11 protein-coding genes are annotated in these 13,077 nt (G+C 30.0%); 10 read left to right on the forward strand and 1 reads right to left on the reverse strand.

Translation table 11 applies throughout. The features are described from left to right. Window positions 1-107: 107 nt before the first annotated feature. The 10 genes from ACTTAV_RS04230 to phoB all read left to right on the forward strand — a co-directional run bounded on the left by ACTTAV_RS04230 (window position 108) and on the right by phoB (window position 12,848). Window positions 108-2,735: a valine--tRNA ligase gene (locus ACTTAV_RS04230; protein ID WP_440670436.1), complete on the forward strand. Its 2,628-nt coding sequence runs from the start codon at window positions 108-110 to the stop codon at window positions 2,733-2,735. Further along, the gene (gene ilvD / locus ACTTAV_RS04235) at window positions 2,735-4,453 is read left to right on the forward strand and encodes a dihydroxy-acid dehydratase (RefSeq protein WP_440670437.1); all 1,719 of its coding nucleotides are present in this window, start codon (window positions 2,735-2,737) and stop codon (window positions 4,451-4,453) included. The genes ACTTAV_RS04230 and ilvD overlap by 1 nt, the downstream gene beginning before the upstream one ends. Then, a complete protein-coding gene (locus tag ACTTAV_RS04240) occupies window positions 4,453-5,643 on the forward strand; it encodes a sugar phosphate nucleotidyltransferase (protein ID WP_440670438.1) in 1,191 nt (396 codons plus the stop codon). The genes ilvD and ACTTAV_RS04240 overlap by 1 nt, the downstream gene beginning before the upstream one ends. A 3-nt stretch (window positions 5,644-5,646) precedes the next feature. Then, window positions 5,647-6,804 carry an ATP-binding protein gene (locus ACTTAV_RS04245; RefSeq protein WP_440670439.1) on the forward strand — a complete coding sequence of 386 codons (1,158 nt, stop codon included), beginning with the start codon at window positions 5,647-5,649 and terminating at the stop codon, window positions 6,802-6,804. A 108-nt stretch (window positions 6,805-6,912) separates the two neighbouring features. Continuing rightward, window positions 6,913-7,932 (forward strand): substrate-binding domain-containing protein, encoded by a 1,020-nt coding sequence (locus ACTTAV_RS04250; RefSeq protein ID WP_440670441.1) that lies wholly within the window; start codon window positions 6,913-6,915, stop codon window positions 7,930-7,932. Between the two features lie 114 nt (window positions 7,933-8,046). Then, window positions 8,047-9,450 (forward strand): phosphate ABC transporter permease subunit PstC, encoded by a 1,404-nt coding sequence (gene pstC, locus ACTTAV_RS04255; protein ID WP_440670442.1) that lies wholly within the window; start codon window positions 8,047-8,049, stop codon window positions 9,448-9,450. Then, window positions 9,443-10,705, forward strand: a complete 1,263-nt coding sequence (gene pstA / locus ACTTAV_RS04260; protein WP_440670444.1) for a phosphate ABC transporter permease PstA — start codon at window positions 9,443-9,445, stop codon at window positions 10,703-10,705. The genes pstC and pstA overlap by 8 nt, the downstream gene beginning before the upstream one ends. Continuing rightward, on the forward strand, window positions 10,706-11,467 hold the full coding sequence (gene pstB, locus ACTTAV_RS04265) for a phosphate ABC transporter ATP-binding protein PstB (RefSeq protein ID WP_440670445.1): 762 nt from the start codon (window positions 10,706-10,708) through the stop codon (window positions 11,465-11,467). A gap of 3 nt (window positions 11,468-11,470) precedes the next feature. After that, window positions 11,471-12,163, forward strand: coding sequence for a phosphate signaling complex protein PhoU (gene phoU / locus ACTTAV_RS04270; RefSeq protein WP_440670446.1), 693 nt, complete (start codon window positions 11,471-11,473; stop codon window positions 12,161-12,163). Window positions 12,164-12,167: 4 nt separating this feature from the next. Next, window positions 12,168-12,848: a phosphate regulon transcriptional regulator PhoB gene (phoB, locus tag ACTTAV_RS04275; RefSeq protein ID WP_440670447.1), complete on the forward strand. Its 681-nt coding sequence runs from the start codon at window positions 12,168-12,170 to the stop codon at window positions 12,846-12,848. Here the strand turns inward: phoB and ACTTAV_RS04280 are convergent. Next, window positions 12,845-13,066 carry a DUF6552 family protein gene (locus tag ACTTAV_RS04280; RefSeq protein ID WP_440670449.1) on the reverse strand — a complete coding sequence of 74 codons (222 nt, stop codon included), beginning with the start codon at window positions 13,064-13,066 and terminating at the stop codon, window positions 12,845-12,847. The two genes, phoB and ACTTAV_RS04280, sit on opposite strands and share 4 nt — an antisense overlap. Between the last annotated feature and the right edge of the window lie 11 nt (window positions 13,067-13,077).

The raw sequence follows: 13,077 nt of genomic DNA on the forward strand, positions 1-13,077 counted from the left end.
GATAGCCACAAGGGTTTTATATAAAATATTTACAATTAGTCTATTAAATAACGTTCCAATTTGATTATTGTTAATTTAGATTATTAAATTATAAACTAATTACACCCATGATAAGTGATAAATATATACATTCTAAAGTAGAAGATAAAATTTATGCATATTGGGAGAAAAATAAATTATTTAAACCTAAAAAAAACTCTAAAAAGTTTTCTATTGTAATTCCACCACCTAATGTAACTGGAAGTTTACATATGGGTCATGCATTAAATAATTCAATTCAAGATTTATTAGTTAGATATTATCGAATGAATAATTATGAAACCTTGTGGCAACCTGGTACAGACCATGCTGGAATTGCAACCCAAGCACTTGTTGAAAGAAAACTTGAAAAAGAAAATTTAAACAAAAATTCTCTAGGTAGAGAAAAATTCATTGAAAAAGTATGGGACTGGAAAAACCAATATGGTGACATAATCATTAACCAATTAAAAAAACTTGGCTGTTCATGTGATTGGTCAAGAAATGCATTTACAATGGATGAAAATCTATCCAAATCTGTAATTAAAGTTTTTGTAGAACTACATAAAAAGAAATTGATCTATAAGGCTGAAAAATTAGTCAACTGGGACACTGTTCTTAAAACTGCAATTTCAGATTTAGAAGTTGATCAAAGAGAGATGAATTCTAAAATTTATTATATTAAATATTCAATTGAAAATTCCTCAGACTTTATAACTATTGCTACTACAAGACCTGAAACAATGTTTGGAGATACAGCCATCGCAGTAAATCCAAAAGATAAAAGATATAAAGATTTTGTAGGTAAAACTGCCACCATACCAATTGTAGGTAGAAAAATTAAAATTATTACCGACAATTATGCAGATCCCGAGCAAGGTACTGGTGCATTAAAGATAACCCCTGCGCATGATTTTAATGACTATGAGGTTGGACAAAGAAATAAACTAGAAATAATTAATATCTTCACTGAAGAGGGAAAAATAAATGTTAATGGGCCCAAGGATTATATAGGTCTTGATAGATTTGATGCGCGTAAAAAACTACTGAATGAATTAAATGAAAAAGAATTTTTAGTAAAAGAAGAAAATATTAAAAACAAAGTTCCTTACGGTGATAGATCTAATTCTGTTATAGAACCTTTTCTGACAGAGCAATGGTTTGTTGATGCAAAAAAGTTAGCTGTGAAAGCAAAAAAAATTGTTAAGTCCAAAAAAACAAATTTCTTTCCGGCTAATTGGTCTAAAACTTATTTTCAATGGATGAACAATATTGAGCCATGGTGTATTTCAAGACAACTGTGGTGGGGACATCAAATTCCTGCATGGTATGGGCCTGATAAAAAAATATTTGTTGCTGTAAATGAAAAAGAAGCAATTAAACAAGCTAAGAAATATTATAAAAAAGATGTGAAACTTACTCGTGATCCAGATGTATTAGACACATGGTTTTCATCAGGTCTATGGCCATTTGCTACATTAGGTTGGCCAGATAAAAAAGATTATGTAAAGAAATTTTATCCAACGACTGTTTTAGTTACAGGATTTGACATTATTTTTTTCTGGGTAGCTAGAATGATTATGTTTGGAATGGAATTTTTAAACAAAGAGCCTTTTAAAGATATTTATGTTCATGCTTTAGTAAGAGATGAAAAAGGGCAAAAAATGTCTAAGTCTAAAGGTAATGTTATTGATCCTTTAGATTTAATAGAAAAATATAGTGCAGACGCTTTAAGATTTACTTTGTTATCTATGGCGTCACCAGGAACAGATGTTAAACTTTCTGAGGATAGAGTTAAAGGTTATAGAAATTTTTTAAACAAATTGTGGAATGCTAATAATTTTTTAATAACCAATAAATGTGATTTTACTAAAACTGATAAAGTTCCAAAAACAACATTAAATATTAATAAATGGATCTATTCAGAATTAATAGAAACAAAAAACAAAATTCAAAAAAATATTGAAGATTATCGATTTGATGAGGCAGCTAAAAATGCTTACCAATTTGCTTGGCATTCATATTGTGATTGGTATATCGAACTTTCAAAGACAATTCTCTATTCTGACGATAAAAAAGCTCAAAAAGAGGTAAAAGAAGTTTCTGCTTATATCTTTAAGCAAATACTCGTAATGCTCCACCCATTTATCCCATTTGTGACTGAGGAAATATGGTTAAAAAATAAGTTTGATAAATCAAATAAAAATTTTCTGATGTATAAAAACTGGCCAACTGGTAAAGCCAAAAAAGATAAATCTCAAAAAGATGTTGAAAAGATTATTAATATTATTTCAGAGTTAAGATCATTTAAAAATGAGTTAAATGTAAGTCCTGGTTCATTTGTAGATGTATCTATTAATAAGATTGCAAAAAACAATAAATCTTTAATGAATAATAATGAGGTGATTTTGAAGAAACTTGGTCGTATCAATAATTTTTTTGAAAAAGATCAGGACAAGCCTTCCGCAACACTCGTTATTTCAGGTGATATTTTTAAAGTTTATTTTGATGAAAATGTAGATTTAAATCTCATTAAAGAAAACTTACAGAAAAGACAAAATAAATACCAAGAAGAATTGGATAAGATCTCTCAACGATTATCAAATAAAGGTTTTGTTGATCGAGCACCAAAAAATATTGTCGAACAGGAAAAAAATAACTATAGTAATTTAGAAGACAATATAAAAAAAATATCTTTAACAATTGAAAGCTTATAATGCCAAAATTCAATAAAAAAAAATTACCAAGTAGACATACATCACTAGGCCCTGACAGAGCTCCACATCGTTCATTCTACTATGCAATGGGTGAAACAGAAAAAGATGTATCAAAACCTTTTGTAGGAGTTGTATCCACATGGAATGAAGCTGCTCCTTGTAATATTGCGTTAATGAGACAAGCTCAATCAGTTAAAAAGGGTGTTAGAGCATCAGGTGGAACTCCAAGAGAATTTTGTACAATTACAGTGACTGACGGTATTGCTATGGGTCATGAGGGAATGAAATCATCATTAATTTCAAGAGAAGTAATAGCAGACAGTGCTGAACTAACAGTTAGAGGACATTGTTATGATGCTTTAGTAGGTATCGCAGGTTGTGATAAGTCTTTACCAGGTTTAATGATGTCAATGGTACGTTTAAATGTACCGAGTGTATTTATTTATGGTGGTTCAATACTTCCAGGAAAATATAAAGGTAAAGACGTAACTGTTGTAGATGTTTTTGAAGCTGTTGGAAAACATTCTTCAGGACAAATGTCAGCAAAAGAATTAAGAAAATTAGAATTAGTTGCATGTCCTACAGCAGGTGCGTGTGGCGGACAATTTACTGCAAATACAATGGCCTGTGTATCAGAGGCAATTGGTTTAGCATTACCTTATTCTGCTGGAACACCAGCTCCATACGAAGAAAGAGATAAGTATGCAAAAGCAAGTGGTAAAATGGTAATGGAATTATTAGCAAAAAAAATTAAACCAAGAGATATTGTTACAAAAAAAGCATTAGAGAATGCTGCAACAATAGTTGCTGCAACAGGTGGTTCAACTAATGCAGCATTACATTTACCAGCTATTGCGAACGAAGCTGGAATTAAATTTGATTTAATGGATGTTGCAAAGATATTTAAAAGAACACCTTATCTTGCAGATTTAAAACCAGGTGGAAAATATGTTGCAAAAGATATGTGGTTAGCAGGTGGAGTACCAATGTTATTAAAAACTTTATATGATGGTGGTTATATCCATGGTGATTGTATGACAGTTACAGGTAAAACTATGAAAGAAAATTTAAAGGGAATTAAATTTAATCCAAAACAAAAAGTTTTAAGAGCTTATAACAGACCGTTGTCCCCTGATGGAGGTGTTGTAGGATTAAAAGGTAATTTAGCTCCAGAAGGTGCAATTGTAAAAATTGCTGGTTTAAAGAAATTACAATTTACTGGAAAAGCAAGATGCTTTGATAACGAAGAAAGTGCTATGAAAGCTGTTCAAAGTAGAAAATATAAAGATGGTGATGTAATCATTATTAGATATGAAGGACCAGTTGGTGGACCAGGTATGAGAGAAATGCTCTCAACAACGGGTGCAATTTATGGTCAAGGTAAAGGAGAAAAAGTTGCTTTAATAACTGATGGAAGATTTTCAGGAGCCACAAGAGGATTTTGTGTAGGTCACGTTGGACCAGAAGCAGCATTAGGTGGACCTTTAGCTCTTTTACGTAATGGAGATGTGATTGATATTGATGCTAAAAAAGGAACAATTAATGTTCGATTAACAAGAGCACAATTAGCTTCAAGAAGAAGAAAATGGAAAGCAAGAAAATCTGATTTTGGATCAGGAACACTTTGGAAATACGCACAAACTGTTGGACCTGCATATTTAGGGGCACCAACACATCCGGGTAAGAAAAAAGAAGTTAAGGAATATTCTAAAATTTGATGAAAATTCGCCCAGTTATTTTATGTGGTGGAGCAGGAACAAGACTTTGGCCTAATGCTAAAAAACATCAAGCTAAACAGTTTATAGATTTTGGTAACTGGACTTTATTAGGTAAAACTTTAGAGAGAGTTAAAGCATCTATATTTGATGCCCCAATTATAAGCACTAATGCAAAATATTTAAGACAAGTTAAACAGCATTTAAAAAAACATAGAATAAGAAAATTTAAGATAGTTTTAGAGCCTGCTAAAAGAAATACAGCACCAGCTATATTAAGTACGGCTTTAATAAAGGATATTCCTAACGAACAACCTTTAATGTTCTTAGCTGCTGATCATTTGATAGAGAAGGTTGGTTTATTCAATAAAGCAATTAAAAAACAACAAAAGAAATTAAATCAAAACAATATCTTTATTTTTGGGATTAAACCCACAATACCTTCTAGTCAATTTGGTTATTTTTTAACAAGAAATAATAAAGTCTCTAGGTTTGTAGAAAAACCAAAAGAGGCTAAAGCAAAACAAATTATCAAGAAGAAAGGTTACTGGAATTCTGGAATGTTTTATTTAAGAAAAGACTCAATTATTAATAACTTTAAGAAATACCAGCCAAATATTTACCGAAACTGTAATAAAGCTGTAACAAAAGCAAAATATAAAAGTAATGTGTATTATTTAAACAAACAAGCATTTACCAAAGCAACAGCTAAGTCTTTTGACTATGCGATATTAGAAAAAACTAAAGATATAAATGCGATCAAATTAGATATTCCTTGGTCTGATTTAGGTTCTTGGAAAGAAATTTGTAAGATGTATGGAAGAAATAAAAGACATTATTTTAAAAAGAAGAATGTATTCCATAGACCTTGGGGCAGTTATGTTAATCTATTCAATGGTAAGGAATTCTTAATTAAAGAATTATATGTAAAACCCAAAGGTATATTAAGTCTTCAAAAACATCATCATAGAGCTGAGCACTGGGTTGTTACTCAAGGTAAACCTAAAATTACTTTAAATAAGAAATATTTTACAATGAAACCTGATGAAACTATTTTTATTCCATTAGGTGCAATCCATAGAATAGAAAATCCCTACAAAAAACCAGTGAAAATTATTGAAGCACAAGTAGGCTCAATTTTAAAAGAAACAGATATTGTTAGATTTCAGGATGTATATGGAAGAGTAAAGTAATTTATGGAACTTCTAACATTTGTTTTGTTAATCATAATAGCTATTTTGTTATTTTTTCTTTTAAAAAAAGAAAGAGTCTTAGGTATTAATACTGAAGTTAAAATTGAAGATAAAAAGTTAGATGAAGATGAAAGTAAAAAATATAGAGAAACTATTTATAATCTTTTAAATTACATTCCAGAAGGTATTATAATTCTAAACAAATCTAAGGAAATAATTTTTAGTAATAGTTCAGCCAGTAAAAGATTTCAAACAAAGTTGAATGAAAATATAAGTGGATTTTTAAGAAATCCCGACTTGTTAAGTTCAATTGAAAAAGCTTTTAATGGAGAAAATTCTAATGACCTTGAAATAGAGCTACGAAACCCTTCAGTTCTTAGAATGAATGTAACAATTTACCAAGATAATCATAATTTATTTTTTGATGAGCCATCTTGCTTGCTTTTTATGAGAGATTTAACCGAATTTCATAAATTTCAACAATTAAAATCAGACTTTGTTGCAAATGTTTCCCACGAACTTAGAACTCCACTACAATCTATTAAAATGGGACTTGAGACATTTGAAAATAATGCAGATTTAAAAAAGAATTCTGAAGTTGCTAATTTATTACCAGTAATGAGCTCTCAATCTGAAAGAATGGAAAATTTAATAAGAGATTTGCTATCTCTTTCTAAGATTGAGCTTCAAGAACATATAAGGCCTACACACGAAATAGATTTAATTGAAGTGCTTAGTTATGTGATTAAGACTTATGAAAACATTGTTAAAAAAAATGACATTAATTTAAATCTGCAAAAAACTGAGAATTTTAAAATTATTGGTGATCGGGATAAATTAATAGAAATTTTTACTAACCTTATTGATAATTCAATTAAATATAGTGAGAAGGGCAAAGAAATTAAAATTGCTACTAAAAAAGAGGGTGATCTAAATATTGTCTCTATATCAGATCAAGGGATAGGAATTCCCAAGGAATTTATTCATAGAATCACCGAAAGATTTTTTACTGTTGATCCCAGCAAAAGTCGAAGTGTTGGAGGAACAGGCTTAGGACTAGCTATTGTTAAACATCTTGTTTCTCAACATAGAGGCGAAATGATTATTAATAGTGAGGAAAATCAAGGAACTACTATAGATTTGAAATTTAATTCAATTTAATTCAACTAAAAAGTTAGCCTTTGTAACAAAACTTTAACTTTCCTTTAATAAAATATTTAAGATTCAGATTTAATTAATAATGCATAACGAATCTAAAAAAGGAGAAATATGAATAGATTAGTAAAAATTTTATTAGGGTTTCTTTTAGTACTTAGTTTTACAACAACTAGTTACGCAAGAGATCAAATAAAAATTGTAGGTTCTTCTACTGTTTACCCATATGCTACAGTTGTAGCTGAAAAGTTTGGTAAAGGTGGAAAATTCAAGACACCAGTAATCGAAAGTACAGGTACTGGTGGAGGAATGAAATTATTCTGCGCAGGTGTAGGAGCAAATCATCCTGATATAACAAATGCTTCAAGAGCAATTAAACCTAAAGAAAAAGCTTTATGTGAGAAAAACGGAGTTGCTGAAATTATTGAAATAGTAGTAGGTAATGATGGTATTTCATTTGCACACTCAGTAAATGCCCCAGATGCAGATTTTACAAAAGAACAACTATGGAGAGCATTAGCAGCTAAAGTAGATGTCGATGGTAAACTTGTTGAAAATCCTTATAAAAAATGGAGTGACATTGATGCAAGTCTTCCAAATAAAAAAATTGAAATCTTGGTAGCTCCTCCAACTTCAGGAACTAGAGATGCTTGGAATTCTTTAGTTATGGTAAAAGGCTGTTCTAAAACAGCAAAATCCTTATTTGGTGATAAAGCTAAAAAGGAATGTGCTAAAATAAGAGAAGATGGATATGCTGTAGAGGCTGGTGAAAATGATACTTTAATTGTACAAAAACTTTCATCTAATCCTGATGCTTTTGGTTTTTTTGGTTACAGTTACTTAGTGGCTAATAAAGATAAAATTAAAGCATCTTCAGTAGAGGGTGTACAGCCATCTTTAGAAGGTATTCAAGATTATTCTTATCCAATAGCTAGACCTTTATTCTTTTATGTAAAGAAAGCTCATATCGGCGTTATTCCTGGTATTCAAGAATATCTTAAAGAGTTCACATCTAAAAAAGCAATGGGTGGTAGAGGTTATTTAGCTGAAATAGGACTAGTTCCTTTAGCTTCAGATAAATATAAAGTCACTAGAACTGCTGCGATGGATCTTAATACAATTAATATTAAATAATTTTTTTATTTATCCACAAAAAAAGGCCAGTAAATACTGGCCTTTTTTTTTGATTCAATCTTTGATTTAAATTGTAACATTTCTGTAACAAAAGAAATATATCAATCTGAGCGAATGAACTTCGTTCTAATATTTTTAATAACTATATTTTCTCTTTCACTATTCTTTTATGGTCGTTCAAAAACTAAAACCATTTCAATTGAAAAAAATATCAAACTTAATGCATTACCTAAATTTTATGGTTATTACCTTGTATTATGGTGCTCAATACCTTCATTAGTTTTCTTATTAGTGTGGTCATTATTTGAACCAGTAATAATAAAATCAATTATCATTGAGACAGCTGCAAACCAAGGGGCAATATTTAATGATAAAAATGAAGCTAATTTAATTTATGAAAAAATTAAAGCTATTCATTTAGGAACTTATTTTGGTGATATCGATAGTATTTTAAAAGAAAGCGCTCTTGCATATGCTAAATTTATTAATCTTTTTACTAATTCTAAAGTAGTTCTAATTTTTGCAATAATAATTGCTTCAGTAGTTTATTCATTAAAAAAAATAAAAAATAATAATAAAGCTAGAGATGATGTGGAAGTTATTTTAAAGGGTTTATTATTTGTATCTTCTTTAATAGCCATTTTAACTACCTTAGGAATAATATTTTCACTACTTTTCGAAAGTATAAAGTTTTTTTCAGTAATTAATGTGTTTGATTATCTATTCGGAACTAATTGGAGTCCACAAAGAGCTTTTGTTAGAGATGCTTCATCAATAACTGCAGCTGAATTTGAAGAGTTAAAAGATGCTTTTGGTTTTATTCCATTAATTGCAGGAACATCTTTCATTGCATTTATTGCAATGTTAGTGGCAGTTCCTATTGGTCTATTTTCAGGAATTTACATGGCTGAATATGCTTCAATTAAAGTTAGACGAATTTCTAAACCAATTATTGAAATTTTGGCAGGAATACCAACCGTTGTTTATGGTTTTTTTGCTGCATTAACTGTTGGACCTTTTTTTAGACAATTAGGTGAAAATTTAGGATTAACTGTTTCGTCTGAGAGTGCACTAGCTGCAGGATTAATTATGGGTATTATGATTATACCATATATTTCATCTTTATCAGATGATGTGATAAATTCTGTACCACAGTCACTAAGAGATGGCTCTTACGCTGTAGGAGCAACTAAGTCGGAAACTATCAAACAAGTCGTAATTCCTGCAGCCCTTCCAGGTATAATAGGATCAGTTCTACTAGCAGTATCAAGAGCTATTGGTGAAACAATGATCGTTGTAATGGCAGCTGGTCTTGCTGCAAACCTAACAATTAATCCTTTAGAGTCTACCACAACCATTACAACTCAAATTGTAATGATACTTGTTGGTGACCAAGAATTTGATAGTCCAAAAACCCAATCTGCTTTTGCTTTAGGGCTTACATTGTTTATAGCAACACTAATACTGAATTATATCGCCCAAAGAGCAGTTAAAAAATATAGAGAAAAGTATGACTAAAGAAGAAAGATTGAAAAAAAGGCATCAAGCAGAAAAAAGATTTAGGTTTTATGGCTTAGCATCTATTTTTGTTGCTTTGTTATTTGTTGCTATTTTAGTTCAAAATATTTTCTCAAAAGGAAGTTCAGCCTTTAAAAAAACAGTAATAACCACTGAAGTTTTCTTTGACCAGGAATTACTAGAAATTCAAAATGGTGCATCCACAGAAGAAATAATGGAAGCTGATTTTTATGATATTATGATAGAAAATCTCATAAAGGCTTATCCAGCAAAAGATAGAAAAGAAGAGGATCAGCTTTTAAAATTATTTAGTGGCGATGCTGAAATTGAGATTAAAAAAGCTTTTTTAAAAAATAATAATTTAATAGGTAAAACAATCACGCTAGATTTAACAGCTTCTGATGACATTGATCAATTACATAAAGGTAATTATCCAAGAGATCTCCCTGAAGAAAGAAGGAGAATTTCTGATTTTCAATTAGTTATATACGATTATTTTGTTGAAAATAAAAAGATAAGTAAAAATTTTAACAATTATTTCTTTAACAATGGTGACTCAAGAGATCCTGAACTAGCAGGTATAGGTGGAGCTTTAGTCGGATCATTTTATAGTATTTTAATTTGTTTATTATTAGCTTTTCCAGTGGCTGTTCTAGCTTCAATTTACTTGGAAGAGTTTGCTCCAAAAAATAAAATTACAGATTTTATTGAAATTAATATAAATAATTTAGCAGCAGTACCATCTATTGTTTACGGTTTACTTGCTCTACAAATTTTACTCGCAACTATCCAATTACCAAGATCAACACCATTAGTTGCTGGAATAACTTTAGCGTTAATGACTTTACCAAGAATTATAATTCCCTGTAGAGCTTCATTAAAAGCTGTCCCACCCTCAATAAGAGAGGGTGCTCTTGCAGTTGGTGCATCTAAATTTCAATCTGTTTTTCACCATGTTGTCCCTTTAGCATTACCTGGCACTTTATCAGGAACTATAATTGGATTAGCTCAAGCATTAGGTGAAACAGCACCACTTATTTTAATTGGGATGGTGGCTTTTGTAGTTGATATACCTTCAAGTCCAGTTGACCCATCGTCTTCATTACCTGTTCAAGTATATTTATGGTCTGAGTCTGCAGAGAGAGGTTTTGTTGAAAAAACTTCAGCAACTATTATGATGCTTTTAAGCTTTTTAATTTTAATGAATTTTATTGCAGTATACTTAAGACAAAAATTTGAAAAACGATGGAACTAAATGAGTAATATTAAAATAAAATCAAAAAATTTGAATGTTTATTATGGTGACAAACAAGCATTGTTTGATGTCAATTTAGATTTAAATGAAAAAGAGGTAACCGCATTAATCGGTCCATCAGGATGTGGTAAGTCAACTTTTATAAGATGCATAAATAGAATGAACGATGTTATTGATATTTGTAAAGTTACTGGAAATATTGAAATGGATGGCATTGAAATAAATGATAAAAATTTAGATGTTGTCTCATTAAGAGAAAGAGTTGGAATGGTTTTTCAAAAGCCAAATCCTTTTCCAAAAAGTATATATGATAATATTTCATATGGTCCTAAAATTCATGGAAAAGGGGAAACTAAAAGTGAATTAGATCAAATTGTTGAAAACAGCTTAAAAAAATCTGCTTTATGGGATGAAGTTAAAGATAGACTTGATGAACCAGGTACAAGTTTATCAGGTGGACAACAACAAAGACTTTGCATAGCAAGAGCTATATCGGTTAACCCTGAGGTGATCCTTATGGATGAACCATGCTCAGCTCTAGACCCGATTGCTACTGCAAAAATTGAAGAATTGATTGATGAATTAAAAAAAACTTATACGATTGTAATAGTGACACACTCAATGGCCCAGGCAGTACGTGTTTCACAAAAAACAGGGTTTTTTCACTTAGGAAAGTTAATTGAAGTTGGAAAAACTGAGAAAATTTTTAAAAATCCTGACAATAAAATGACACAAGACTATATTACAGGTAGATTTGGATAAATTATGAGCAATGAGCATACAGTAAAGTCATACGAGGAAGAGCTACAATTTCTTAAAGACTCTTTAATAAAAATGGGAAGTTTAACTGAGTCCCAATTGAGTGATGCAATGGATGCGGTAATAAAAGTTGATAAAGACTCAATTGATAAAATTATTAAAAGTGATGAAGAAATTAATAAATTTAGATCTAAAATAGACACACAAATAATGAATTTACTAGTTAAAAGAGCACCTATGGCAATTGATTTAAGAGAAACTATAAGTTCATTAAAAATCTCTCAAGATTTAGAAAGAATAGGAGATCTATCAAAGAGTAATGCAAAAAAAGTTAAGCCTTTACCACTAGATTTACCTGATGAATTGTTAGGAAATTTAAAAAGACTTGGAGAGCTTGTTATGAAACAATTAAATGATGTTCTTGATAGTTATGTAAATAAAAATTTTGATAAGGCAAAAGAAGTTTGGGAAAAAGATGAACAAGTTGATGACTTAACTTATATTGCAATGGAAAGCGTAATAGATTTTTTATCTAAGGATAAAAAAAACTTAGATTTTTCAACACATTTAATTTTTGCTACAAAAAATTTGGAAAGAGCAGGCGATCATATAACAAATATCGCTGAAACAGTATGTTATTTAGTAAAAGGCGAATATCTAAAAGGTAGTAGGCCAAAGGGCAAAGTAATTCAAGAATAATTTGATGAAAGGAAAAATTTTTATTATTGAAGATGAAGCTTCAATAGTTCAATTAGTCCAACACAATTTAGAAAAAGAGGGTTTTGTTGTCTCTTCATCATTAAACGGAAATGAAGGTTTAAAAGAACTAAAAAAATTTGAACCTAATCTACTCTTATTAGATTGGATGCTACCTGATTTATCAGGCATAGATGTCTGTAAAAGTATTAGAAGAGATAATAATTTAAAGAGTCTTCCTATCATTATGCTTACAGCTAAAGGTGAAGAAGAAGACAAGATCAAAGGTCTTGAAAGTGGTGTAGACGATTATATTACTAAACCATTTAGTTTTAATGAATTATCTGCACGAATAAAAGCTGTTCTAAGAAGATCCGACCCTAAGGTTGTTGCAAATGAATTAATATTTGATGATTTAAAATTAAATAGAATAGAAAAAAGAGTTTTTAGAGCAGATAAAGAAATTCAAATTGGTCCTACAGAATTTAGATTATTAGAATTTTTTTTAATGAACCCCAAAAGAGTTTATTCAAGAGATCAAATTTTAGAAATAGTTTGGCCTAATAATGTGAACGTCGAAAGTAGAACTATTGATGTTCATATACGAAGACTTAGACAATCAATAAATATTGAAGGTAAAAAAGAGTTAATAAGAACAGTTAGATCGTCAGGTTATTCTCTGGTTTAAATAATAATTTTATAAACTCCTATTAAGAACAATGGTATTTGCAGTCCAAAGTTAGTAAGTATCGCTTTATCTTTGCTAACAAATCCAGCGATAGTCCATCCAACAACACCTAATCCGTGAAAGTATATATTTAAAGGATATATATTTAGGTTTGTTAATAGAATACCAACTAAAACTAGAAATGTACTTATCCATTTAATATAGTTATTTTTAGACATTATTATCCTTT

The organism is Candidatus Pelagibacter sp. HIMB1483 (genome assembly GCF_052048135.1).
Lineage (GTDB): Bacteria > Pseudomonadota > Alphaproteobacteria > Pelagibacterales > Pelagibacteraceae > Pelagibacter.